Origin of the sequence: Chryseobacterium sp. FH2 (assembly GCF_001045455.1) — a bacterium.
In the GTDB taxonomy this organism is placed as follows: Bacteria; Bacteroidota; Bacteroidia; order Flavobacteriales; family Weeksellaceae; genus Chryseobacterium.
In genome coordinates, this window is the sequence record NZ_LFNE01000002.1 from 392,595 (window position 1) to 419,014 (window position 26,420).

At 35.7% G+C, this 26,420-nt stretch carries 16 protein-coding genes; 8 read left to right on the forward strand and 8 right to left on the reverse strand.

The window, feature by feature from the left end; all coding sequences use genetic code 11:
* Positions 1 to 3 precede the first annotated feature (3 nt).
* Together ACM39_RS04680 and ACM39_RS04685 are read right to left on the reverse strand one after the other, a co-directional pair.
* The gene (locus ACM39_RS04680) at positions 4 to 1,029 is read right to left on the reverse strand and encodes a bestrophin family protein (protein ID WP_048509853.1); all 1,026 of its coding nucleotides are present in this window, start codon (positions 1,027 to 1,029) and stop codon (positions 4 to 6) included.
* Positions 1,030 to 1,251: 222 nt separating this feature from the next.
* Positions 1,252 to 3,324 carry a thiamine pyrophosphate-dependent enzyme gene (locus ACM39_RS04685; protein ID WP_048509854.1) on the reverse strand — a complete coding sequence of 691 codons (2,073 nt, stop codon included), beginning with the start codon at positions 3,322 to 3,324 and terminating at the stop codon, positions 1,252 to 1,254.
* A gap of 224 nt (positions 3,325 to 3,548) precedes the next feature.
* On the opposite strand from ACM39_RS04685, the gene dnaE reads away from it, so the two are divergent.
* From dnaE to ACM39_RS04705, 4 genes are all read left to right on the forward strand, one after another.
* Positions 3,549 to 8,216 carry a DNA polymerase III subunit alpha gene (gene dnaE / locus ACM39_RS04690; protein ID WP_048509855.1) on the forward strand — a complete coding sequence of 1,556 codons (4,668 nt, stop codon included), beginning with the start codon at positions 3,549 to 3,551 and terminating at the stop codon, positions 8,214 to 8,216.
* A 171-nt stretch (positions 8,217 to 8,387) separates the two neighbouring features.
* Positions 8,388 to 10,313 (forward strand): T9SS type A sorting domain-containing protein, encoded by a 1,926-nt coding sequence (locus ACM39_RS04695; RefSeq protein ID WP_082140521.1) that lies wholly within the window; start codon positions 8,388 to 8,390, stop codon positions 10,311 to 10,313.
* 321 nt (positions 10,314 to 10,634) lie between these two features.
* Positions 10,635 to 13,331, forward strand: coding sequence for a T9SS type A sorting domain-containing protein (locus ACM39_RS04700; RefSeq protein ID WP_082140522.1), 2,697 nt, complete (start codon positions 10,635 to 10,637; stop codon positions 13,329 to 13,331).
* A 140-nt stretch (positions 13,332 to 13,471) separates the two neighbouring features.
* On the forward strand, positions 13,472 to 15,433 hold the full coding sequence (locus ACM39_RS04705; protein WP_082140523.1) for a T9SS type A sorting domain-containing protein: 1,962 nt from the start codon (positions 13,472 to 13,474) through the stop codon (positions 15,431 to 15,433).
* Between the two features lie 79 nt (positions 15,434 to 15,512).
* Here ACM39_RS04705 and ACM39_RS19165 read toward each other — a convergent pair whose 3' ends face one another.
* Positions 15,513 to 15,671, reverse strand: a complete 159-nt coding sequence (locus ACM39_RS19165) for a hypothetical protein (protein ID WP_165585089.1) — start codon at positions 15,669 to 15,671, stop codon at positions 15,513 to 15,515.
* A 44-nt stretch (positions 15,672 to 15,715) separates the two neighbouring features.
* Positions 15,716 to 16,543 carry an ion transporter gene (locus tag ACM39_RS04710; RefSeq protein WP_048509859.1) on the reverse strand — a complete coding sequence of 276 codons (828 nt, stop codon included), beginning with the start codon at positions 16,541 to 16,543 and terminating at the stop codon, positions 15,716 to 15,718.
* Positions 16,544 to 16,604: 61 nt separating this feature from the next.
* Here ACM39_RS04710 and ACM39_RS04715 point away from each other — a divergent pair, with 61 nt between their 5' ends.
* On the forward strand, positions 16,605 to 17,702 hold the full coding sequence (locus ACM39_RS04715; RefSeq protein WP_048509860.1) for a Nif3-like dinuclear metal center hexameric protein: 1,098 nt from the start codon (positions 16,605 to 16,607) through the stop codon (positions 17,700 to 17,702).
* A 2-nt stretch (positions 17,703 to 17,704) separates the two neighbouring features.
* Positions 17,705 to 18,481, forward strand: coding sequence for a zinc ribbon domain-containing protein (locus ACM39_RS04720; RefSeq protein WP_048509861.1), 777 nt, complete (start codon positions 17,705 to 17,707; stop codon positions 18,479 to 18,481).
* 347 nt (positions 18,482 to 18,828) lie between these two features.
* Here ACM39_RS04720 and ACM39_RS04725 read toward each other — a convergent pair whose 3' ends face one another.
* Positions 18,829 to 20,607 (reverse strand): AMP-dependent synthetase/ligase, encoded by a 1,779-nt coding sequence (locus ACM39_RS04725; protein ID WP_048509862.1) that lies wholly within the window; start codon positions 20,605 to 20,607, stop codon positions 18,829 to 18,831.
* A 254-nt stretch (positions 20,608 to 20,861) separates the two neighbouring features.
* On the opposite strand from ACM39_RS04725, the gene ACM39_RS04730 reads away from it, so the two are divergent.
* The gene (locus ACM39_RS04730) at positions 20,862 to 22,001 is read left to right on the forward strand and encodes an acyl-CoA dehydrogenase (protein ID WP_048509863.1); all 1,140 of its coding nucleotides are present in this window, start codon (positions 20,862 to 20,864) and stop codon (positions 21,999 to 22,001) included.
* 21 nt (positions 22,002 to 22,022) lie between these two features.
* On the forward strand, positions 22,023 to 22,385 hold the full coding sequence (locus ACM39_RS04735) for a hypothetical protein (RefSeq protein WP_185097447.1): 363 nt from the start codon (positions 22,023 to 22,025) through the stop codon (positions 22,383 to 22,385).
* Positions 22,386 to 22,478: 93 nt separating this feature from the next.
* Here the strand turns inward: ACM39_RS04735 and ACM39_RS04740 are convergent, their stop codons facing one another.
* The 3 genes from ACM39_RS04740 to ACM39_RS04750 form a co-directional block, all read right to left on the reverse strand.
* On the reverse strand, positions 22,479 to 23,510 hold the full coding sequence (locus ACM39_RS04740) for a cupin domain-containing protein (protein WP_048509865.1): 1,032 nt from the start codon (positions 23,508 to 23,510) through the stop codon (positions 22,479 to 22,481).
* A gap of 125 nt (positions 23,511 to 23,635) precedes the next feature.
* Positions 23,636 to 24,586 (reverse strand): DUF4349 domain-containing protein, encoded by a 951-nt coding sequence (locus ACM39_RS04745; protein ID WP_048509866.1) that lies wholly within the window; start codon positions 24,584 to 24,586, stop codon positions 23,636 to 23,638.
* A gap of 226 nt (positions 24,587 to 24,812) precedes the next feature.
* Complete coding sequence (locus tag ACM39_RS04750; RefSeq protein WP_048509867.1) at positions 24,813 to 26,408, reverse strand: peptide chain release factor 3; 1,596 nt, start codon at positions 26,406 to 26,408, stop codon at positions 24,813 to 24,815.
* Positions 26,409 to 26,420 lie beyond the last annotated feature (12 nt).

Genomic DNA, 26,420 nt, shown 5'->3' on the forward strand with positions numbered 1-26,420 from the left:
ATTTTAAACCAAAACTCCGTTTTTAGATAAAATTGGTTCAGGAAGATCTTCTTCACCAATCATTTGGAGCACATCTATTTCGATGGTTCGGCAAATTGACAGCATAGGAACGTCAAACATCAGTCCTGCAAAAGGATTTTCGGAATAATCACCAACCAATTCCATGATAATATAAATCCAGCCTATAATGATACAGAAAGGAATACAGGTCCAGATTCCCCAATCGCCTAATTTTGCAAATTCATTCACCAAACCTAAAGGTAATAAGGTGATGAAAAGAATATTAAAAATAAAAGCTGTACTTGCAAACTGTCTTGGAGAAGGAAATTTTTTGATTCTTTCGGCTTGCCCCTGATAACCGTAGAATTCATTTAAACAAGCCTGAAGCTGTGTTTGATTGAAATCTGTAATGTTTTTTGTATTTTTTAGTTCGTTGATTTCCTTTGCCTGTAATGAAATCAAATATGTGGCAAAGTTTTTATATTCTGATTGTGACCCAAATTCCTCCTGAGAAAGATATTTATGTAAAAAAATAGGAGTCCTTCCGTAATCAGGAAATCCGGCTTTAATCAGCCTGTTGCGTCTTTGATTGATATGATGGAATTTTTCTTCTTCGGTACTGATGTGCTCCCATTCTGTAGGAATCAATAACTGCTCACGAAAGGCGTAGAGCCAGGCGATATGTCGATAAGCAATTTTTTTTCTTCTATCTTCCAAATTATTAATATTTCCGTTTTCTGTATCAAAAGCATACAGCATTGAAACAAATGAACGACTGGAATTCACAATTCCTCCCCAAATTTTTCGGGCTTCCCAAAGCCTGTCGTATGCCTGATTATTTTTAAAGCCGACCAAAAAAGCTTCAGCAGTACCAATCAATGCAACGGGAACCCACGGAATTGTCATCCATTCCCAGTTGAAAAAGTAGAATAGAGTAGCAATCAACGTGCACCATATGGAAATCCAGATTAAATGAAACCCGGATAAATTAAGAACCTGTCTGTAATTGAAGTATTTTGTTGTTATCATGATTTGTGTAAGGAATTAGAGGAAAAGGGATAAGCAAAATAAATACCAACTAAAATATGTTAATAATTGTAATTTTAAATATATCAAGAAAACGAGAAAGGCTGACGATAACCTTTTACCATAATAATTTACCTGAATTTAGTTTTTATACTTAACACAAGTCTACGAAAAATACGATAAAATGTATAAAAAAACCTCTAAAATTTTAGAGGTTTGGTTGTATTAATAATGAAGTAATTCTTCAATTTTCCGACTCAATTTTCCGGCATTTGGAAGCATCTCTTTTTCTAATATTAAATTGATTGGGACTGCTGGTAAATCTAACGAGCCCATGGTTTCCACCGGAGCATCAAGATATTTGAAGCAGTTTCTAGAAATACGGTGTGCGAAAGCTTCTGCGAATGAATTGTTAAGCTGTTCTTCTGTGAGAACAATACATTTTCCGTGGGCTTTTACTCTTTCAAAAACCAATTCTTCATCGAGCGGGATTAATGTTCTCAAATCGATAACTTCAACTCTTCCATTAAAGTTTTTAGCAGCTTCTTTCGCCCAGTAAACTCCCATTCCATAAGTTACAATTAATAAAGTTCTGCCTTTTTCAGTTTCTTGTTTATCGGCTTCAATAATGATTTTTCCTTTTCCAAAAGGTAAAATATAATCTTCAGCCGGCTCAATTGTTTTTGCATCTTCAGTTCCCGGAACCTTGCTCCAATATAAACCTTTATGCTCCAACATCACAACAGGGTTCGGGTCATAATAAGCAGCTTTTATTAAGCCTTTAAAGTCTGCGGCATTACTTGGGTAAGCAATTTTAATACCTTTAATATTAGCTAAAATACTTTCAACACTGCCGCTATGGTAAGGCCCGCCGCCGCCGTAAGCTCCAATCGGAACTCTGATGATATTGCTAACAGGGAATTTTCCCCCGCTTAAATAATTTGATTTTGAAATTTCAGTGATTAACTGGTTGATTCCCGGATAAATATAGTCTGCAAACTGTACTTCAACAATAGGTTTTAAACCCACCGCGCTCATTCCTGTTGTGGAACCGATGATATAAGCTTCCTGAATAGCTGTGTTGAAAACTCTTTTGCTCCCGAATTTTTTCCCTAACGTCACTGTTTCACGAAAAACTCCACCAATTCTTTCTCCTACATCTTGGCCGTAAAGTAAAGCTTCGGGATGCTTCCACATTAATTCCTGGATTGCGTGAATAGCTGCATCTACCATTACAATTTTTTCACCTCCGGCTGGTTCGCGGGTTCCGGCTTCCTCCGTAATTGGAGTCGGTGCAAAAACATGTTGCGTTACAGTTTCAGGTTTTGGATCTTCTGCATTTTGAGCTTTTTGAAAAGCTTCTTCTGCTTCCAGCCTCGCTTTTTTTGTAATTTGTTTTAATAATTCTTCGTCTATTCCGGTCTCAAGCAATTGTTTTCTCAGGATTTCTCCCGGATCTTTTGCTCTGTGTTTTGTTAAATCCTCTTCATCTCTATAAAATTCTCTTCTTACGCCGGAAGTGTGATGGCCAATAAGAACAGTTTTAGCACAAACAACTAAAGGCTTTCTCTCTGATCTTACAAAATCAACAGCCTTTTTCATCACCTCAAAGCTTTCAATGAAATCTGTTCCGTCCACTCTCATTCTTCCCAGACCTGAAAATCCGGCAACAAAATCATAGGCATCACAGGTTCTTGCTTCTTCTTTGGTTACGGAAATTCCCCATTCATTATCCTGTACCAGGAAAATGATTGGAAGCTGATGCAAAGCTGCAAACTGAAGTGCTTCACTCACTTCGCCTTCCGTTACGGAATTATCCCCAAGACTACAAACAACAACAGGATTGTTTTCAAATTGTTGTAATTCAAAATCCTGAATGTATTTTATCCCCTGGGCAACTCCCGTTGTAGGAATGGTCTGCATTCCTGTTGCAGAACTTTGATGGATAATTTTTGGTTTGTTTTCGTCTCTGCTTGAAGGGTGGGAATAATAGGATCTGCCTCCGGAAAAAGGATCGTCAGCTTTTGCCAATAGCTGAAGCATCAATTGATAAGGTTCAAAACCAATGCCCAGAAGAATGCTCTCGTCTCTGTAATAGGGAGACACCCAATCCTCTTTTTTCAACTGATAAGCTGTAGCCAGCTGAATTGCTTCGTGGCCTCTTGATGTACTATGAACATATTTACAAACATTTCTGTTTTCTTCATAGATATCTGCCATAGCTTTGGCTAGCATCATATGGTTATAAGCTTTTAGTAAAATATCCTGAGAAACTTTTTCGTGAAGTGTATTTTCCATAGAAAGCAAATATACATAAAAAAACAAAATACTAACACTCGTTAGTGTTTGCCGATAATTTGATGATAATCAGCTTGATTTATTTAAAATATACTATTGGAATACAAAAATAGGTTACAAAAAATATATACTGTAACTCACGATGATTTATAAAACTAATTTCAAAAGACAAAAAATTAAATTAACTTTACATTCTCTTTTTTAATAAAAGCTAGGAAAAATACATGTATTTAGTTTTTGACACAGAAACCACTGGTTTACCAAAGAATTTTAACGCTCCGCTTTCAGACTCAGACAACTGGCCAAGAATGGTTCAAATTGCCTGGCAGTTGCACGATGATGACGGGACATTGATTGAAAATCAGGATTATATTATAAAACCCGAAGGATATGATATTCCCTTCAATGCCGCGAGAATTCACGGAATTACTACTAAAATTGCGAATGAAGAAGGTCGTGATTTAGAAGAGATTCTAAAAGAATTTTCAAAAGTTTTAGAAAAAGTACGGGTCGTTTCCGGACACAATGTTGAGTTTGATTATAATATCGTTGGAGCAGAATTTTACCGAAAAAATATACACGATAATCTTCAGGAGAAGCCAAGAGCTGATACCATGATTTTGGGAACGGATTTTTGTCAGCTTGGAGGTGGTCGTGGAGGAAGATTCAAACCTCCGAAATTGGAAGAACTTTACGAAAAATTGTATGGGCATAAATTTGATGAGGCACACAATGCTGCGGCCGATGTCAATGCAACTGCTCAGGTTTTCTTCGAAATGATGAGAATTGGAGTGATTCCGGCTGAAGTTTTAAAAATTTCAGAAGATCAGCTTACTTATTTTAAAACGCTTTATCCTGATCCGATAAAACCTTTCGGGATTGTTATCAGAAGACAGGTTGCGGATTTCAATAATAAGAAAAAGCAAAATGATTTCGGAAGTATTGATGAAATTGATTTAGGAAAATATTTCAATTTCAACAATCACAGTGTTTTTTCAACGTTGATGGCCACTTCCAGTATTTCAGATTTGATAAAAAGAGCCTCCGATGATAATTTCCCGGCTGTCGGAATGGTAGATTTGGGAAATATGATGGGAACTTTCAAATTCGTTTCTGCGGTTGAAGGTGCAAATGGAGATCGAGCGAAAAAATATAAAGAATATTTAGCAAAAAAACAGGAAGCAGAAGAAAACGGAACAGAATTTAATGAAACTGAACCTGTTTCTGAACCTTTAATTCCCGTTGTAGGTTGTGAATTTTATATTTCTGACCGTTATGAACAGAAGCAGTTTACCAAAGATGATCCCGATAGAAGAACGCAGGTTGTTCTTTTGGCGAAAGATTTTAATGGATATAAAAATTTAGCGAAACTTTCGAGTATAGGATTTTTGAAAGGTTTTTATTTTGGAGTTCCGAGAATTAGCCGAGAATTGATTGCTGAATATAAAGAAGGGCTTATTGCCTTAACGTCTGGAATAAACGGAGATATACCTGATGCGATCCTCAATACGGGGGAACAAAAAGGGGAAGAGCTTTTCAGATGGTGGAAAGATACTTTTAAGGATGATTTTTATGTTCAGCTTCAAAATCATCAACTTCCTGAAGAAGAGCATTTAAATGATGTTTTATTGCATTTTGCAGATAAATATAATGTCAAAATTTTAGCTCAGAACGAAACCTATTATACCAATAAGGATGATTCTAACATTCAGGATATTGTAAGCTGTATTAAAGATGGGGAAAAGCTGGCAACTCCCGTAGGGAAGGGGTTTGGTAAAAGAAGAGGCCTTGCGACAGGGGAATATTATATTAAAAATTCTGATGAAATAAAAGAAACGTTTTTAGCGTATCCTGATGCTTTTGAAGCGTACGAAGAATTTACGGCAAAATTTAAACCTTATACTTTAAAAAGAGATGTACTCCTTCCTAAGTTTGATATTCCTGAGGAATTTATTCATGCTGAAGATGAGATAGACGGAGGAAAGCGTGGGGAAATGGCATATCTGACTCATCTGACGTATGAAGGAGCGAAAAAAAGGTATGGGGATGCCGGAATTACAGATGAAATTAAAGAACGCCTTGATTTCGAACTGGATGTAATTGCGAATACAGGATATCCCGGTTATTTCCTGATTGTGCAGGATTTCTGTAATGAAGCCCGGAAAATGGGTGTTTGGGTTGGGCCTGGGCGTGGTTCTGCGGCGGGTTCCGCAGTAGCCTATACTATCGGAATTACTAATGTTGACCCTATTAAATATGATCTCCTTTTTGAGAGATTCCTGAATCCTGAAAGGGTTTCCATGCCTGATATTGATATTGACTTTGATGATGAAGGTCGAGACAAAATTATCAAATGGGTAATTGAAAAATATGGACAAAGCCAGGTCGCACAAATCATTACTTATTCGGTTCTTGGTGGAAAATCAGCGATAAAAGATGCAGGGCGGGTTTTAGATGTTCCGATTCCTGATACCAATAATATTGCTAAGCTTATTCCTTCCACACCGGGGATGAATATTGCGAAGGCTCTGGCAAAGTATGATAAATTAAAGCCTGAAGAACAGATGCTTGTTGATGAGATGAGATATGTTCTTGATAGCCCTGACGATCATCGCCACAGTGTATTGGCAAGTGCTAAAAAAATGGAAGGGTGCATCAGAAATACAGGGATTCACGCTTGTGGAGTTATTATAACGCCTGAAGATGTGAGTAATCTGGTTCCGGTGACTATTGCTGCAAAAGATGCCGATATTTTAGTATCGCAGTTTGATAACTCGGTAGCGGAAAGTGCAGGGCTTCTTAAAATGGATTTCCTTGGTCTTCGTACGCTGACAATTATTAAAGATGCTTTAAAATTAATTAAGCAAAGACATAATATTGATATTGATCCGGATCTAATTCCATTGGATGATACGAAAACATATCAGTTATTTAAAGAAGGAAGAACAGTCGGTATTTTTCAATATGAAAGTCCGGGAATGCAAAAGTATATGAGAGAGCTAAAACCGACGGTTTTTGCCGATCTTATTGCCATGAATGCTCTTTATCGCCCGGGTCCTATTAAATATATTCCAAACTTTATCAACAGAAAACACGGAATTGAAGAAATTGTCTACGATTTACCTGAAACTGAAGAATATTTAAAAGAAACCTACGGGATTACCGTTTATCAGGAGCAGGTAATGCTTTTATCACAGAAATTGGCGAATTTTACAAAAGGTGAAGCCGATACATTGAGAAAAGCGATGGGTAAAAAACAGATCGATGTTCTTAATAAAATGTACCCTAAATTCATTGAAGGCGGTAAGAAAAACAATCTTGATGAAGATAGATTAAATAAAATATGGAATGACTGGAAGGCCTTTGCAGAATATGCCTTTAATAAATCTCACTCGACTTGTTATGCATTAATTGCTTATCAGACTGCGTATCTGAAAGCCAATTATCCTGCTGAATATATGGCAAGCGTAATGAGTAATAACATTAACAATACAGATTCAATTACCATGTTTATGGAAGATTGTAAAAGTATCGGAGTTGATGTTTTAGGTCCGGATGTGAACGAATCTCAATATAAATTCTCTGTAAACGAAAAAGGTCAGATCCGTTTTGGTTTAGGAGCAATTAAAGGAATCGGGGAGGGGCCGAGTGAAGCGATTACAAGAGAAAAAGCAAATGGAAGGTTCAAAAATATTTATGATTTTTTTGAAAGAATTTTACCTTCCCAAATGAATAAAAGAGTGGCGGAAAGTCTAGTGCTGGCAGGAGCTTTCGATGAATTGGATTCTTATCACAGAGGCCAGTACTTTGATATTGATATGGCTGGAAGAACAAACCTCGAAAGGTTGATCAGATACGGACAAAGCTTCCAGGAAAGTAAAAATGAAATGGAGCATTCTCTTTTTGCAGATTTTGCTGAGGAAGTGCAAATTGAACAGCCCAAGTTACTTCCTTGTCCGGAATGGCCAAATATGCATAAATTGAACAAAGAAAAAGAAATTATTGGTTTCTATCTTTCTGCCCACCCGCTTGATGAATTTAAATATCAATTCCAGTTTATGCAGGGGCAGCTTTCAAAACAGCAGGTTTTGGAAAAGGAGGAAGATGGTAAAGCGGTTATAGATGAAGTTCCGATTCTCGAACAGGAGTCTCAGGACGAGATTGCTGATTTGACAGAAATTGTTTCTGATGAAATTTTAGCAGGGGAGGAAGAAATCATTGAAGAGGTAAAGAAAAAAGCAGAGCCAAAAGGTAACTTTTTATTCTTAAATCTTGATGAGGTAGATGCTTATAAAGAGCAGGCTTTTTCTAATAAACAGGAAGAATTGTTTGAAGAGAAGAAAAAAGACTGGAAAACTCTTCAAAAAGAAAGAGAGAACGGAGGAGCTGGAAAAGAGTATACAGTAGCAGGCCTTATCACGGAATATAGGGTTCAGGACGGATTCCGAAGTGGAGAAAAGGTTGCTTTTGTGACATTGGAGGACTATTCAGGGTCGTATTCTTTCAGGTTAGGAGATAGGGATTATATGAGACTGAAGGAAAAACTTGAAGTTCAGAGGTTTGTTATTTTTAAGATTAAATTTGCTCAGGTAAAAGATGGACGGGTTTTTGTGAATGTAAATGATGTGATTGAGCTTCAGGAGGCTTTTGAAAGGTTTGCAAAAAGTATTTCTCTGGTGATGGACGTGATGGATGTGCGGGCGGAGGATTTAACGTTTTTCAGAAGTGTGCTTGAGAGAAATCAGGGAAATCAGAAGTTAAAGTTTTTTATAAAGAATATTGAAGATGATTCTCATATAGAAGTACAATCTATGAAACATTCCGTAAACCTCAGCGGAGAATTAATTAAAGATATTCAATTGTTAAAAAAATATGAATTTTATTTGAATTAAATTTAAACATAATTGCATAATATATAAAAAGCAGCAAAATTTGCTGCTTTTTTTGTTTTTTAATTAATGTAAAAGAAGGTAAATAATTATTTGATTTTTAAAAAAAATAAATTTTATATGCGGTATATTTAATAATTTGCTAAATTAGATCCGAATTTTAAATTTTTATTTATGAAGAAACTTTTACTTACGTGCCTAACAGTGTTATTGGCTACGGTTATGAATGCCCAAATTAATTTGGGTGTAGGTAGTACAACAAAAGGTATAGCGCCTATTAGTACTTATTATGGTTATTCTTATGTGCAACAAATTTTTCCTAAATCTGAGATTAATGCAGATGCCGCTGGAAATATTACCGGATTAAAATTTTATTTGGGTGCATCGGCAACCCTTACTAATTCTTCGGATTGGGTAATTTATTTAGGACATACTACAAAGACTTCTTTTAGTTCCAATACCGATTGGATTCCTTTGGGTGATCTTACTCAGGTTTACTCAGGGGCTGTTACCAATAATTCGGGGGTTGTAGAAATTACTTTAACTACACCATTCGCATATAATAATACAGATAATCTGGTAATAGCAGCTGAAGAAAACGCTTCAGGTTATGATTCTAATGGAAGTGGTGAAGCTTTTTATGTATATACTACTTCATCTAACAGATCTATTTATTATAGAAGTGATACTGTTAATCCGGATCCTGCAAGTCCTCCCACAGCTGGTGATAGAAACGGATATAACTCTTCAGTGACAATTGTAGGGTTAACTCCTAGTACTTTACCTGCCTGCCCGAATGTGTCTGCGCCGGCTACTAATGCCACTGGAGTAGCTATAGCTCCTAGTATAACTTGGTCAGCAGTATCTGGTGCTACTGGTTACAGACTTTCTGTAGGTACTACGTCAGGAGGTACAGATATTATGAATAATGTTGATTTGGGAAATGTAACTACATATTCAATTACTCCAAACTTGCAGTACGGAACTCAATATTATTATAAATTGACTGCCTATAATACTTCGGGAAGCTCATCAGGATGTTCAGAACGTTCTTTCACTACATTGAATATTCCTTGTCCTTCAGTTAGTACACCTTCGCAAGGGCAAGCGGGAGTTTCTTTAACTCCGACTTTCCAATGGGCGGCAGTACCAGATGCAACAGGATATAAACTTTCAATAGGTACTACTGCAGGTGGTACGGACGTATTAAATAATCAGGATTTAGGAAACGTTACAAGTTATACTTTAACCACTCCATTAAGTGCATCAACAGTTTATTATTATACTTTAAATTCATATAATAGCACAACAGCTTCATCATCATGTAGTGAAAGGAATTTTTCTACAATTTGTACAACAGTTGCCAATGTGCCATATAGCCAAGATTTTGAGAGTGCTATAGTTCCGGGTTTACCTTCTTGTACAAGTAATGAAAATGCAGGAACAGGTAATGATTGGGTGACAACAAATAATAATGGATATGGATTTACTACTAAGGCACTAACCTATAAATGGAATTCAACAAATGCGGCAAATGCATGGTTCTATACCCAAGGTATTAATCTTGTAGCAGGTACCCAGTATACCATTACTTATAAATACGGAGGAACAGGAACTACATTTGTTGAAAAATTAAAAGTTGGTTACGGTACATCAGCTTCATCTTCTGCCATGACTACTATTTTAGCAGATTATCCGAACGTTACTAATAGTACACCAATTACAGAGTCAATTAATTTTACTCCTCCAACCAGTGGTGTTTATTATTTTGGATTCAATTGTTATTCTGCAGTAAACAGGTTTTATCTAAGCATTGATGATATTAATATTACTGAAAGTGCTTTAGCAACTTCTGAAACAGCTTCTGTTAAAAAAGATAATCTTAAAGCTTATCCAAACCCATTTGCTGATGATTTAAATATTTCAGATATTTCTAATGTGAAGTCTATTTCTGTACTTGATATTTCAGGAAGAGTGGTGAGAACTATTGACAAACCTTCTTCAACTCTTCATTTAGGAGATTTGAAACAGGGAATGTATTTAGTTTCCTTAGAAATGAAAGATGGTTCTAAACAAGTTATTAAAGCAATTAAGAAATAATATTTAAGTGAAATTTTAAAATGAAGCGACCGTTATGGTCGCTTTTTTTTATGTGTTGTGATTAAGGCTATAATTAAATGGTTTTTTTGAAATTTAATCTTTTGCAGGGTTTATTTAATGCTGAATAGAGCTTTTGAATGAATTTTATCTGTTTAATGCCTGAAAGCAAGAAATAATATTGGTATAAAGAACTTAAATATTAAAGATTATTTTAGAAAAATAGTTAAATTGTTATTTTATTTATAAAAAAAATAAAAAAAATATAAATTATATGTAATAAATTATTACTTTTATCTCCTGAATTTTAAATTTTGTTATTTTATGAAAAAATTTCTACTGGCGTGCATGCTGGCTCTTGGTATAGGAGCCTCCGCACAATTGCAATTAGGAAGTGGAACTTCTACTTCCCCAACTACTGTACCCGCACCTTGGAGTGACTATTACAAATTTTCTTATACTCAGCAGATTATTAAAAAATCCGAGCTGAATACCAATGCCGGTAATATTACGGGATTAAAATTTTATTTAGGAAGTAATAGAACTTTATTAAACTCAAATGAAATTGTGGTTTATTTAGGCCATGTATCTACAGATTCTTTTGCAACAACGACCTCTTGGGTACCTGCCTCTTCGATGACTCAGGTGTTTTCTGGAGCGGTTACAAATAACAATGGTGTTGTAGAGGTTGTATTTACCACACCATTTGCCTACAATAATGTTGATAATTTAGTCGTAGCTATTGATGAAAATAAAGATGGTTATGATACGGTAGATCCGGACGGAATCGAATATTTTTATAAATATACTGCAACGACATCAAACTCTATTTTATATTACAGAAATGATACTACCAATCCGGATCCTGCAAACGCTACTATTACAGGAACAAGAGCTAGTTCCAGATCTGTTATGCAGATTTTGGGGTTAACGCCTGCAACTCCTCCTACCTGTAGTACAATATCTGCTCCTACAGCCGGTGCGACTGCGGTGTCTGTAACGCCTACATTTACATGGGCAGCGGCAGATGGGGCTACTTCTTATCTTGTAAGCCTTGGAAGCACTCCGGGAGGAACGGATGTAATGAATAATGTAGATGTAGGAGGTGTAACTACTTATACATTGCCTGCTGCATCGCAACTTGCTTACCTTACGAGCTATTATTTGACAGTATCACCCAAAAATGGTGCCGGTGTAGCTACAGGATGTACGGAAAGAACGTTTACAACCAGAAATATTCCATGTCCTACAATCTCAGCACCATCCGCTGCCGCAACTGGAGTTTCTATCAATCCTACATTTACTTGGACAGCAGTTCCGGGTGCAACAGGATATAAAATTTCAATAGGTACCACAGCAGGAGGAACAGATATTTTAAATAATTCTGATTTAGGGAATGTAACCACTTATACTTACAATACAGCATTAAACTATAATACTAAATATTATTATACGATTAATGCATATAATGCAACTGTTGCTTCTTCAAGTTGTAATGAGAGAAACTTTACGACTACACCTTTGTGCCCTTCAGTCTCAGCACCATCCGCTGCCGCAACTGGTGTTTCTGTCAACCCTGTATTTACCTGGACAGCAGTTCCGGGTGCAACAGGATATAAAATTTCAATAGGTACCACAGCGGGAGGTACGGATATCTTGAATGCATTTGACTTGGGTAATGTAACGACCTATACTCACAATACGGCATTAAATTATAATACTAAATATTATTATACAATAATTGCGTATACACCAACTCAAACTGGTACAGCCTGTACAGAAAGAAACTTTACGACTGCCACTTTATGTCCTTCGGTTTCTGCGCCAACGTCTGCTGCAACTAATGTTTCTATAACCCCGACAATCACATGGACAACAGTTTCCGGAGCTACAGGTTACAGAATCTCCATGGGAACCACAGCGGGAGGAACAGATATTATGAATAATGTTGATGTAGGTAACGTAACCACCTATACAATTGCTACACCTTTAGCATTTAGTACAAAATATTACTATACAGTTAATGGTTATAGCGGAGCATTATCAAGCACAGGATGTTCAGAGAGAAACTTTACAACTCAGGGAGCATGTCCTTTTGTGACTTATCCTGCAGCTGCAGCAACTCTTCAGCCTATACAGCCAACGATTCAGTGGAATGCCATTGCAACTGCAACTTCTTATAGTTTAACAGTTGGGACTACATCGGGAGGTTCAGATATTATGGATAATGTAAATGTGGGTAATGTGACTTCATATACATTTGCCACACCGTTAACATTAGGAACAAAATATTACTATAAAGTAAATTCTAATACGTCATCAGCATGTGCAGAAAGAACATTTACTGTGAATACTGTTGCTGCACCTGTAAATGATAATTGTTCAGGAGCATTGGTGGCATCATCTTTACCTTATACATATACACAGACAGATGGAGCGGGATCTACAAACGGAACAGGGTTCATTACAGCTTGTACAGGAGGAACGAATGATGGAGTGTGGTTTAAATTTACAGGAGATGGGGGAAATATTACTGTAAAAGCGACTACGGCTACATCTTGGGATCATAGAGTAACTGTATATGCCGGTACTTGTGGTGCTCTTACTTGCGTGGGTACTGCTGATGCAACGACAGGAAGTGTAGAAACACTTAGTTTTGATTCAGTAGCCGGAACAGAATATCTGGTGAATGTATCATATTATAGTGGAAGTACTGATTCGGCGGAGGGTAACTTTACTTTAAATATTACATCAAATATAGTATTAGGAACTTCAGATGTACAGACCCAAAAGGCTAAAGACGTTAAGGTTTATCCAAATCCATTTGTAGATGACTTGAATATTTCTGATATATCTAATGTAAGATCTATTTCAGTTATTGATATTTCCGGAAGATTGGTGAAAACTATTGATAAGCCTTCTTCAACTCTTCATTTAGGAGATTTAAAACAGGGAATGTATTTAGTTGCACTGGAAATGAAAGATGGTTCTAGACAAGTTATTAAGACAATTAAAAGATAAGGAGTAAATAAATTTTATTCAAAACTGAAGAATAGCGGCTAAAATTTTAGCCGCTATTCTTATTGTTAATTTTACTAACAATATTCATATTTATATTGTCATTTTATTACTAATTTAGTAATACACCAAATAGTACTATTATGAGAAAAATTCTACTTTTATGCTTATTAATGGTAAGCATGACATTATCTGCTCAAATCAGCTTGGGCGTAGGAAGTACCAATGTTGGCCCGGCGCCAATCAGCAGTTATTACGGTTATTCGTATGTGCAGCAAATTTTTACAAAGCAGGAAATCAATGCTTCTGCAGCAGGAAATATTACAGGATTAAAATTTTACCTAGATTCTTCAGCAAGTCTTGCCAATTCTTCAAACTGGACTGTCTATGTAGGCCACACTTCAAAAACAAATTTCACATCAGATAATGACTGGGTGCCTTCCGTCCAGATGACACAGGTTTTTTCAGGAACTGTAGTAAATATGAATGGCGTAGTACAGATTACTTTTACCACTCCTTTTGCTTATAACAATACAGATAATCTGGTTGTAGCTGCTAAGGAAAGTGATTCTGATTATGATGGTGGTTCAGAAGCGTTTTATGTCTATGATTCCTCGCCTGGTTCAAGCCTTTATTTTAGAAGTGACTTTACAAATCCGAATCTGGCAGCTCCGCCTTTTGGAAATTTAAATGATGAAAAATCTGTAATCACAATTGATGGTTTGACGGCTAATATTACTCCGGCATGTCCTACAGTGACGTATCCTGGGAATAATTCAACATTTATACCTGTATCTCCAGATATCATGTGGACATCAGTACAGGGTGCGACAAGTTATAAAATATCGGTAGGAACTACTCTTGGCGGAACAGATGTGGTAAATCAGCAGTCTGTAACTACTAATAATTTTATGCCCTCTACACCATTTAATATGGGAACCTCTTATTATGTAAAAGTGATCGCCGTATCAGCTTCAGGAGAGTCGGTTGGATGTTCTGATGTGAAATTTACCACAACACCACCTATACCGGCAAATGACGACTGTTCATCTGCAACTGTATTAACGGTAAATCCTGATATGGGTTGTGGAAACATTACTTCGGGATATACTTTAGGAGCTTCAGATTCAGGATTGGCTCCGGATCCTTGTAATGGAACTCCGGATGATGATGTTTGGTTTAAATTTGTTGCAACTGCGACAACTCATGTGATTAGTCTTAGCAATATTGTTTCTGTAGGGAATAATGACAGTACCGATACTTATTTCCAAGTCCTAAGTGGTGCCTGTGGATCATTGACAAGTATTTTATGCTCCGATCCTGAGTCTTCACTTGTTAGCGGGCTTACAGTTGGGGATACATATTATGTGAGAGTTTATAGTTATAGCAGTGGTGATTATAGTCAAAGTTTTGATATTTGCGTCGGAACATTACCTCCTCCTCCGGCAAATGATGACTGTTCGGCAGCGTTAGTCGTACCTTCTTTCCCTTATACTTATAATCAGACTGACGGAGCAGGAGCTACCAATAATGCAGGTATGATTACAGTTTGTGTTGACAATGATATGAATGACGGCACATGGTTTAAATTCACAGGAAACGGGAACAATGTAGAGATTACAGTTACGATGCCTCCAGGAAGTACTTTTGATCCCCAGATAGGTGTTTATAGTGGTACTTGTGGCAGTTTGTCATGTGAAGATACCGTAGATGATAGTTATGAAGGAGGCACGGAAACAATTACAATTCCTACCCTTGCAGGAAATACATATTATGTGAATATTGGAAATTACAGCGGTTTTAGTGACGAAATGGAAGATGCATTTACAATTACAATGACCACTGATGCATTGGGTACGTCTGAAGTTTTAACAGATAAAAATACGCTCAAAGTATATCCTAATCCTTTTGCTGAGGTTTTACATATTTCTGATATCAGAGATGTGAAAACAATTTCTGTGACTGATATGTCAGGAAGGTTGTTGAAAACGATTGATAATCCTTCTTCTGAGCTTTATTTAAGCGATTTGAAATCGGGAATGTATATTGTAACCTTATTTATTAAAGATGGGGCTAAGCAAGTGGCTAAAGTAATTAAGAAATAATTACAATTTAGAAAAATTATCTTATTAAAGATTTAGATGTAAAAAAGGAAGGTGGCAGAATTGCCACCTTTTATCGCTTTTATTTATTAGGAACAGGTTGTATGTCTCCTGTATTCATAAGGTCAAAAACAGTAGGGAAGAATGTCACCAGAATAAAATAAATGATGATCATTAATATAACTAAAGAGAAAAGAATAATTACTAAACTGTTCGGTTTGTTTTTCTTTTGTGGTTCCATGATTTTGTGGTATTTAGTGAATAGGTTAAACGTATTTAAAATTATTAAGCTAATTTCTTGCCACACTGTTTACAATATCTCGCATCATCATCAATATCTTCATTTCCGCATCGTTCACAGACTTTTTCCAGGTTCTGTCTTTTGTTTCTCATCTCGGCGGTTACGATTCCTGTAGGAACAGCAATAATGGAATAACCTGCCAGCATCAATACAACTGCGAAAAATTTTCCCAAAGGGGTAATTGGCGAGACATCTCCGTAACCAACGGTTGTTACCGTAACTACCGCCCAGTAAATGGATTGTGGAATAGTTTCAAATCCTTCTCTGCCGCCTTCTACCATAAACATCAAAGAACCAACAATTACAGAGAATATAATTAAAAATAAAAGAAAAATATAAATTTTCCGGGAACTATTCCTTAGGGCTCTTACAATCACAGCACCATCATTCATAAAATCCAAAAGATTGAAAACTCTGAATACTCTCAGCATTCTCAGCATCCTGAAAATCAGAAAATATTTCGTTACAGGAAAAACAAAGCTTAAATAAAATGGGACAAGTGCCAAAAAATCAATAATTCCGAAAAAACTGAAAATATAATGTTTTTTATTCTTTACAACAACAATTCTTGACCAATATTCGGCTGTAAAAAAGAGAGAGATTATCCATTCCAGAATAATAAATGTGTAATGAAATCTTTTGTCAAGCTTCGGTACACTTTCCATCATGATGATAAAAGTGCTTACAAGAATAAGAGACAATAAAATAATGTCGAATAATTTTCCGAGTCTCGTGTCGGAACGGTAAATGATTCTGTAAAGGTGTCTTTTCCAGAGTGTATCTTCGGGAATGAGGTTGTGCTCTCTTTCCATTTTATTGTTTTTTTAAATTTAACAAATTATCCCTATTTTCGTAACAAACATACAGAATAAAATGACAATAAGCGAGGTAATTTTAAAAATAGAAAAGCGTATCCCATTGCAGCAGGCAGAAGATTTTGATAATGTAGGATTATTGTGCGGAGCACCTAATCGTAATGTGAGCGGAATTTTAGTCTGCCACGATGCTTTGAAGAATGTTGTAGATGAAGCTATTGAAAAGAATTGTAATCTGATAGTATGTTTTCATCCGATTATTTTTTCAGGATTAAAATCTTTAACGGGAAAAAATTATGTTGAAAGAGCAGTTTTGAAAGCAATTGAAAATAAAGTTGCGATATATGCTGTTCATACAGCTTGGGATAATGATTTTTTTGGCGTAAATGCGGGAATTTGTAATCAGTTAGGATTAAAAGATGTAAAAATCCTTCAGCCTAAAAAGAACAATTTGAAACAATTGACCGTTTTTGTCCCAAGAGATTATTCTGAAAAAGTAAAAGAAGCTCTTTTCTCTGCTGGTGCAGGAAGTATTGGTTTTTATGACGAATGTAGTTTTACCCTTAATGGAAATGGAACTTTCAGACCAATCGAAGGATCAAGCCCTTTTTCAGGACAACAAAACATACGTGAAAATGCTGATGAAGATATGATTTCTGTGATTTTTGAAGATTATAAACAGGGGCAAATTGTTTCAGCAATGAAATCTGCACATCCTTACGAAGAGGTTGCACACCAGATTTATAGCTTAGATAATGACAATCATCATTCGGGATTGGGAATGTATGGTGAGCTGGAAGAAGAAATGGAGGAGAAGGAATTTTTGAAGTTTGTGAAAGAAAAATTCAACCTGGAAATCATTAAACATTCAGATTTTACCGGGAAAAAAATAAAAAGAGTAGGAGTTTTAGGGGGCTCCGGGGCAAGTGGAATACAGTCTGCCTTATCTAAAAAATGTGATGCCTATCTTACCGGGGATATCAAATATCACGACTATTTTCTGGCAGAATCAAAGATGCTGATTTGCGATATCGGTCATTATGAATCCGAACAATTTGTAACCCAACAATTATTTGAAATTTTATCACAAAAATTTAGTACATTTGCAATTTCAAAATCTTTTGAGAAAACCAACCCCGTAAATTATTTCATTTAAATATGGCAAAAACCACCGATATTTCAGTTGAAGAGAAATTAAGAGCTTTATACGATTTACAGATCATTGATTCTAGATTGGATGAAATCCGAAATACTAGAGGAGAATTGCCAATCGAAGTGGAAGACCTGGAAATCGAGATCGAAGGTCTTGAAAAAAGAGCTGAAAAATTTCTTGCTGATATCAAAGAGCAGGATGATCAGATTAAAACGAAGCATGAAGTAATTAACCATGCAAAATCTTTGATCGAAAAATATAAGGCTCAACAGGATAATGTAAGAAACAACAAAGAGTTTGAAGCTTTAGGAAAAGAAACTGAATATCAAGAACTTGAGATTCAGCTTGCTGAAAAAAGAATTAAAGAATTCGGAGCTAAAATTGCTCACAAAAATGAAACTTTAAGCGAACTTAATACAAAAATCAGTGAGCTTAAAAATCACTTGAAATTTAAGAAAGAAGAACTTGACGGCCTTATTTCTGAAACTCAAAAAGAAGAAGAATATCTGATTGAGCAATCTAAGGAATATGCAGGTAAAATTGACGAGAGATTATTAGCTTCTTATAATAGAATCAGAACAAACTCTCCAAATGGTCTTGCTGTGGTAGGATTAGAAAGAGGAGCTCCAAAAGGTTCATTCTTTACAATTCCGCCTCAAAAGCAAATGGAAATTGCTCAGAGAAAGAAAATTATTATTGATGAGCATTCAGGAAAAATTCTTGTTGATGATGAGTTAGTGATGGAAGAAAATGAGAGAATGAAAACTGTTATTAAATTCTAATTTTTAATTACAATTTTATAAAATATAAAAGCTGTTTCAATTTTTGAAACAGCTTTTTATTTTGTATTATGTTTGTCGTCATTGCGAACAGACCGAAGATCTGTGAATATTCAAAAGCGACGAAGCAATCTTAAAAATAGCCACAAAATTGGTTATTCTACAGAAATCTAAACAGAGCATTTAACACAAAACTTAAATGGTTTTTTCACTACTCTTCGCTCCGTTTAAAATGACAAATACGGCTCAAAATTCGCAATTTGTGTAATTTGTGAAAATATCTGTGTCCATTTGTGTTTAAATGAATTGGTTTTAAAATAAAAAACCGCCTCAACAGAAGCGGTTCATATTTATTCATGATGTTCATACATCTTATTATAGAGATCGATAAACTTCTCTTTAATAGCTTTTCTTTTCAGTTTCAAAGTAGGTGTTAAAAGCCCTCCGTCAATACTCCAGACTTCGGGAGTCAGCTCAATTCTCTTAATTTTTTCCCAGTTTCCAAGATGCTCGTTGATACTGTCAAATTCTTTCTCAATTCTTTCCTTTAATTCTTTGCTTTTTGCAATCTCTTGGGGTGTAGAGCCAATATTTAAATTATTTCTCATTGCCCAGTTTTTTGCAAATTCAAAATCAGGCTGTACCAATGCGCAAGGCATTTTTTCGCCATCTCCTACAACCATAATCTGCTCAATAAATTTTGAAGCTTTTGCCAGATTTTCAATTGTTTGAGGAGCAATATATTTTCCACCTGAAGTTTTGAACATTTCTTTTTTACGGTCGGTAATTTGTAAAAAACCTTCACTGTCGATATGGCCAATATCTCCGGTTTTGAAATATCCGTCTTCGGTAAAAACTTCTTTAGTCATTTCCTCATTTTTAAAGTAAGCTTTAAATATAGAAGGACCTTTCACCGTAATTTCACCATCTTCCTGAATTTTTACCTGTAAATTATCCAAAGGAAGTCCGACTGTTCCGATTTTCATTTTTTCAAAACTGTTTACAGAAATTACAGGTGAAGTTTCTGTCAAACCATAACCTTCCAGAATAGGAATTCCTGCATTTTGGAACATTAAATTCAATCTTGTAGATAAAGCTGCAGAACCTGAAACTAAAGTGATAATTTCACCTCCTAGACCTTCTCTCCACTTTTTGAAGACCAGTTTGTCAGCAATGATTTCCTGTAATCCTGATGGTTTTGATATGGTTTTCTTTTTGGAAATTAAATTCAGTGCCCAGAAGAATATTTTAGATTTTAGACCTCCTGCGGAAGATCCCGTATTATAAATTTTATCATAAACTTTTTCTACTAATCTCGGGACAACACTCATGTAGTGAGGTTTCACTTCTTTTACGTTTTCTCCCATTTTATCAATGCTTTCCGCGAAATAAATAGAAAAACCATTGTATTGGAAAAGGTAAAAAAGCATCCTTTCAAAAATATGACAAATCGGTAAGAAGCTCAAAACTCTAGTATCTTTATAATCTAAACTTTTTCTCTTCGGAATTCTGGGAATAGAGCCCAAAACATTGGATACAATATTGTCGTGAGTAAGCATTACTCCTTTGGGCCTTCCTGTAGTTCCTGAAGTGTAAATAATTGTTGCCAAATCGTCAGGATTGATAGCTTTAGACAAATCCTCAACTTCGATTTGGGTAGAGTCATCCTCACCCAGGTCAAGAATTTCTTTCCAGTTCGCGGCACCGGTAATATTATCAAAAGTGAAAATCCCCTGTAGAGAAGGAATGTTATGCTTCACTTTCATTACTTTATTTAAAAGGTCTTTATCTGAGACGAAACAGTATTGAATTTCGGCATTATTGAAAATAAATTCATAATCTTCGGGAGAAATACTGGGGTAAACAGGTACCGAAACCACCCCGATTTGAGATAGCCCCAAATCCATTACGGCCCATTCTGTACGTGAATTTGTGGTGATTAAAGCGATCTTGTCACCGGGCTTTATTCCAAGTTTTAAAAGGCCTCTTGATATTTTATTCCCCTGATTAATAAACTCTTGCGTAGATGTTTTTTTCCATTCACCGTGATATTTGGTTACGAACATATCCGATTTAGGATATTTTTCTAAAGCATAATGAGGTATATCGAATAATCTCTTGATTGTCATGATTTTTTAAGTAATAGTTAAAGGATTTTAAATATAAGCATTTTTTTTAATTCCGGAAATTAGAAACCATAAGTTAGAAATTAATAAAATGTATGCCATAATATACTGAATAATTCATGCTTATACTTTATCTTGTGAAGATTTAGGAATTATAATTTCCGGCTGAGCCTTGGGTACTTCCTTCTAATTACTAATTCTATTTTCAGGTTTGCCCAAAAATTGTAAATTAGCGACCATCTAATTATTCAATTTTTATGGACTTTAATTTATCAGAAGAACAGCTGATGATTCAGCAGGCAGCAAGGGATTTTGCACAAAACGAATTATTACCTGAAGTAATCGAAAGAGACCGCGACCAGAAATTTCCTACAGAGCAGGTAAAGAAAATGGGGGAAATGGGGCTTTTAGGTATGATGGTAGATCCTAAGTACGGAGGTGCTGGTATGGATAGTGTTTCTTACGTTTTGGCAATGGAGGAGATTGCAAAAGTAGATGCTTCTGCAGCTGTGGTAATGTCTGTAAATAATTCATTGGTTTGTGCCGGGCTTGAAAAATTTGCTTCTGAAGAGCAAAAAGTGAAATACCTTACACCTTTGGCAAGCGGGCAGGTACTAGGAGCTTTTGCATTGTCTGAGCCGGAAGCTGGTTCTGATGCTACCTCTCAGAAAACTACTGCGGAAGATAAAGGGGATTATTACCTTTTAAACGGTATCAAAAACTGGATTACAAACGGTGGAACTGCATCTTACTATATTGTAATTGCACAGACAGATCCTGAAAAAAAACACAAAGGTATTAATGCATTTATCGTTGAAAGAGGCTGGGAAGGTTTTGAAATCGGACCAAAAGAAGACAAATTGGGAATCAGAGGAAGTGATACACATTCTTTGATCTTCAACAACGTAAAAGTACCGAAAGAAAATAGAATTGGTGAAGACGGTTTCGGATTCAATTTTGCGATGGCTGTATTAAACGGAGGCAGAATAGGTATTGCTTCTCAGGCTTTAGGTATTGCTTCTGGTGCTTATGAATTGGCTTTAAAATACGCTAAAACGAGAAAAGCTTTCAAAACTGAAATTATCAATCACCAGGCTATTGCTTTCAAATTAGCAGACATGGCAACTCAGATTACGGCGGCTAAAATGCTTTGCTTCAAGGCTGCTGTAGAAAAAGATGCCGGAAAAGATATTTCTGAAAGTGGAGCAATGGCAAAATTATACGCTTCTCAAGTGGCAATGGATACTACAATTGAAGCGGTACAAATCCATGGTGGATACGGATATGTAAAAGAATATCATGTAGAAAGAATGATGCGTGATGCAAAAATCACTCAGATTTATGAAGGAACTTCTGAAATCCAGAAAATTGTGATTTCAAGAAGTATTGCAAAATAAACTGCTTTAAAAAACTACATTATGAAATACTTGTGGATTAGTCTTGGTGCCATTTTTCTTCTTTTAGGAGTTTTTGTATGGTACAAATATTTTTTCGTTTTCGGAGAAGGGGTAAAATCCGGCTACCTGAATTATGCTATCAAAAAAGGGTATGTCTTTAAAACCTATGAAGGCAAATTGATTCAGGAAGGTTTCGGAAGGGGGAAAACAGGAACGATCACAAGCTATGAATTTGAATTTTCTGTACAGGACCCTGAAATTTTCAAACAATTGGAAACGAACAGCGGTAAGAGCTTTGATCTTCATTACAAAGAATATAACGGAGCTTTGCCTTGGAGAGGAAACACAAAGTATGTGGTAGATAAAGTAGTTAATATGAAATAGTACATTAAATAAGGCTCTCAATTTGAGAGCCTTATTTTTCACCAAATCACAACTTTAATATATAATATTAATTATTTCTTTTGCCCAAAAAACCTACTTAATAATAAACTGATCAGAAGTAGGAAGCTTATCGGCAATTTCATCATAAATTCCAAAATTTCCTTTTAAAATATCTTTTGGGTTTCCGCTGAGCCAGCTGCTTAAATCAATAGCTTCGTACAGGCCATTGTTAAAGCCAAGCAAAACAATCAGTTTTTCACTTCCGATATTTTTAATGTAATGCCCTGCTCCCATTGGAACATAGCCAACATCACCCTTATTAAATTCATCTTTCACGAATTGTCCTTCGGCTAAGAAAACTCCCATTTCAGCTTTTCCCTGAATGTAATACTGCCATTCGTCAGCATTGGGATGCCAATGCATTTCCCGCAATCCGCCCGGTTCTATTTCAAAAATGCTTCCTGTGATAGTTTTAGCAATTTCAAATTCTTTTTGAGTAACAACCTTTTGTAATCCGCCCCCGGGAACTACTATCGGCTGTTGTGCTCCAAGAGGATAGCGATGTTTTGATACCAGTGAAATTTCATTTCTGACAGAAGCTAACCCTGAATGAATATCCGGGAGTTCACATTTTGCAAAATAAGCCTCCCCTTGATGTAATTGTTTCACTTCTTCTTCTGTCAAACCTAAATTTTGAGCTGCAATTTCCACAGGAACGCTTGAAATAAAATCTGTAATGCTGAAAGTATGATCTTCAGAAAAATCACCGTTATCAAAAATCAAAATAAAATGACAGCTTTCACTGCTGATACATTGCAAAACATGTCCAAAACCTCTTGGAAAATACCAAACATCACCCGGATTAAAAATATCAACGGAAACATTACCTTCCGGATCAATCACGGTTGTCCGCATTTGACCTTCCACAACGTAGCCCCATTCTGCTGCATTTGCATGCCAGTGAAGCTCTCGAATCGCTCCGGGTTCCAAATGCATACTTACACCTGCAAGATTTTGAGAAGCTTCGAATTCCTTTACAGAAACTCCTCTTGTAATTCCGCCGGGACCTAGCCGGGGCTCTTTATTTTCTAATTCATATTTAAAATTGGGAAATTCTTTATTCATTGGTGTTTAGTTTAATTATCTAATGATAATATAAATTTAGAAATAAGATTTTGCTTACAATTCTAAATTCAATTAAAAATTTATTAAAAATAAAAAATCCATCACGGGGATGGATTTTCAATTATTTAATTAGCATCATTATTAGGAATGTTTTTATTTCTTTTTTTATAAAAATAGTATCCGATTCCGGCAATTAAGAATAACGGCCATAAAGGAAGTATAAATAGAAAAATTGAGGTAATAACGTTCCAGCCCGAATCAATGGCCGCAAAAGATTTTTCTCCGAAAGTTTTAGGTTCTTTTTCAGCTTTTGATTTATCAGTAAGGGTGATAGAAATATTACAGATTGTATTATCAACATACTTATCTCCCAAAACTTCTACATTCCTGCTTTCTGCTTCTCCCAGATTATAATTTAAATCGCTCATCAATTCATCAAAATTCTGAATCGGAACTTTTACCTGCAGGTAGTACGCTTTTCTGTCAGAGGATGTATTTTTTTGTGCTGTTTCAACAACATAAGACATTTCTTCACTTTTCACAAACCCGTTATTTCTTTTTATGTCTTCTTTTACGATTTCTTTTACAGTTTCGGAATTATCAACACTAATAGATATAAAACCGGATTTTACCATTTTGTTTTTCGGAACATTTAGTTCAAAGTTTTCATTTTTCGGTTTGTCTCTGTAAACAACTTTTGTTTCCTTAATTACTTTTGGAGCCTGAACATTCACAACAATTTTTTCATCCTTTTTCTTCGCAGAGTCTTTCTTTTCAATTTTAGACTCCAATTTTACTGAAGAAATTTTATCGGAAAGAGAATCTACGATTTTTGAAGTTGATTCAATCTTTTGTTTAACATCATTTTTTGTGTCTTCAAATTCTCTGATTTTTACGTTTGCAGAATCTAATGCATCATTCGCTGTGTTATTGACAGAATTAATAGTTTCTGTCACCACGGTTGCCGTACTGTCTGCAGATTTCATAGCATTTTCAAATTGAGATAGTGTTGCCTCTGACTTTTTACACATGATAAACGTGCTTGATACAACTACCAGTAAGATAAACTTTTTCATAACATTAATTTTTTTGATGAAGTAAAATTAGGAGCGGGGTTCTTGTAGCACTTGTAAATGGAATGTATTGTAATGGTAAAATTGTATTTAAAAGAATATCAGGGAATTAAATTTATTTTACAAAAGTTTTACAAATCTTTTTTGGTATTTAAAACGTGAATTTCAGGACAAATAAAAAATCCGTAGAAATTTTCCACGGATTTTTTTAATATTTATTTTGCTATGATTAGCTATTCTTAAATTCACTAATGAAATGCAGTTTCACATTTGGAAATTTTTCCTGTGTCATGTGAATTGTAAAAGAAGAGTCTGCAAGGAATACCAATTGATTATATTTATCTCTGGCTAAGAACCTTTGCTTTAATCTTGCGAATTCTTTGAATTCTTCGGATTTTTCATCAGCTTCTATCCAACAGGCCTTGTGCATGGAAAGGGGTTCGTAAGTACATTTTGCACCATATTCATGTTCCAGGCGATACTGGATAACCTCATACTGAAGCGCACCTACAGTTCCGATGATTTTTCTGTTGTTCATCTCGAGTGTAAATAATTGGGCGACCCCTTCATCCATCAATTGATCGATGCCTTTTGCCAACTGCTTGGCTTTTAACGGATCGTTATTATTGATATATCTGAAATGTTCAGGAGAGAAGCTTGGAATACCTTTGAAATTTAGTTTTTCCCCGCCTGTCAATGTATCGCCAATTCTGAAACTTCCTGTATCGTGAAGCCCCACAATATCTCCGGGAAAACTTTCATCCACAACCTCTTTTTTGTCTGCAAAAAATGCATTAGGAGACGAAAATTTCATTTTCTTACCCTCTCTTACCAATAAATAATTTTCATTTCTTTTGAATGTCCCCGAAACAATTTTTACAAAAGCCAAACGGTCTCTGTGCTTTGGATCCATGTTGGCGTGAATTTTGAAAACAAATCCGGTGAAAGCAGGTTCTTCAGGCTTTACTAAACGCGTTTCACTCTCTTTTGGCTGTGGCATAGGAGCGATGTCAATGAAAGCATTTAATAATTCACGTACTCCAAAATTATTCAAAGCTGAACCAAAGAAAACAGGTTGCAAATCACCATTCAGGTAATCTTCACGATTAAATTCCGGATATACAGATTGTATTAAATCAAGTTCTTCTCTCAGGGTATTCGCTGCTTTTTCACCTATTACTTCATCAATGGAAGGATCATTGATATCATCAAATTTAATAGCTTCTCCGACTTTCTGTTTTTTCTCTTCTAAAAATAACTGAATATTGTTTTCCCAGATATTGTAAATTCCCTGAAAATCACTTCCCATACCAATTGGAAGTGATAACGGAACAACTCTTAAACCTAATTTTTGCTCCACTTCATCTAGCAAATCGAAAGCATCTTTACCTTCACGGTCAAGTTTATTAATGAAAACCAGCATCGGAATGTTTCTCATTCTACAAACCTTTACCAATTTTTCTGTTTGTTCCTCAACCCCTTTTGCAACGTCAATCACAACGATTACAGAATCAACGGCTGTCAAAGTTCTGTACGTATCTTCAGCAAAATCTTTGTGTCCCGGAGTATCCAGAATGTTGATCTTGTGATCTCTGTATTCAAAAGCCAGCACAGAAGTTGCCACGGAGATTCCTCTTTGTCTTTCAATTTCCATGAAATCGGAGGTTGCCCCCTTTTTTATTTTGTTGGATTTTACTGCACCTGCTTCCTGAATCGCACCTCCGAAAAGTAGTAATTTTTCAGTAAGAGTGGTCTTTCCGGCATCGGGGTGAGAAATAATCCCGAAAGTTTTTCTTTTCTCTATTTCTTTGATTAAGTCTGACATATCGTATTTTGA

Bases quoted from the DNA above. Each gene is read 5' to 3' on its own strand.
- ACM39_RS04680 (WP_048509853.1), bottom strand. From the start codon at position 1,029: ATGATAACAACAAAATACTTCAATTACAGACAGGTTCTTAATTTATCC.
- ACM39_RS04685 (WP_048509854.1), bottom strand. From the start codon at position 3,324: ATGGAAAATACACTTCACGAAAAAGTTTCTCAGGATATTTTACTAAAA.
- dnaE (WP_048509855.1), top strand. From the start codon at position 3,549: ATGTATTTAGTTTTTGACACAGAAACCACTGGTTTACCAAAGAATTTT.
- ACM39_RS04695 (WP_082140521.1), top strand. From the start codon at position 8,388: ATGAAGAAACTTTTACTTACGTGCCTAACAGTGTTATTGGCTACGGTT.
- ACM39_RS04700 (WP_082140522.1), top strand. From the start codon at position 10,635: ATGAAAAAATTTCTACTGGCGTGCATGCTGGCTCTTGGTATAGGAGCC.
- ACM39_RS04705 (WP_082140523.1), top strand. From the start codon at position 13,472: ATGAGAAAAATTCTACTTTTATGCTTATTAATGGTAAGCATGACATTA.
- ACM39_RS19165 (WP_165585089.1), bottom strand. From the start codon at position 15,671: ATGGAACCACAAAAGAAAAACAAACCGAACAGTTTAGTAATTATTCTT.
- ACM39_RS04710 (WP_048509859.1), bottom strand. From the start codon at position 16,543: ATGGAAAGAGAGCACAACCTCATTCCCGAAGATACACTCTGGAAAAGA.
- ACM39_RS04715 (WP_048509860.1), top strand. From the start codon at position 16,605: ATGACAATAAGCGAGGTAATTTTAAAAATAGAAAAGCGTATCCCATTG.
- ACM39_RS04720 (WP_048509861.1), top strand. From the start codon at position 17,705: ATGGCAAAAACCACCGATATTTCAGTTGAAGAGAAATTAAGAGCTTTA.
- ACM39_RS04725 (WP_048509862.1), bottom strand. From the start codon at position 20,607: ATGACAATCAAGAGATTATTCGATATACCTCATTATGCTTTAGAAAAA.
- ACM39_RS04730 (WP_048509863.1), top strand. From the start codon at position 20,862: ATGGACTTTAATTTATCAGAAGAACAGCTGATGATTCAGCAGGCAGCA.
- ACM39_RS04735 (WP_185097447.1), top strand. From the start codon at position 22,023: ATGAAATACTTGTGGATTAGTCTTGGTGCCATTTTTCTTCTTTTAGGA.
- ACM39_RS04740 (WP_048509865.1), bottom strand. From the start codon at position 23,510: ATGAATAAAGAATTTCCCAATTTTAAATATGAATTAGAAAATAAAGAG.
- ACM39_RS04745 (WP_048509866.1), bottom strand. From the start codon at position 24,586: ATGAAAAAGTTTATCTTACTGGTAGTTGTATCAAGCACGTTTATCATG.
- ACM39_RS04750 (WP_048509867.1), bottom strand. From the start codon at position 26,408: ATGTCAGACTTAATCAAAGAAATAGAGAAAAGAAAAACTTTCGGGATT.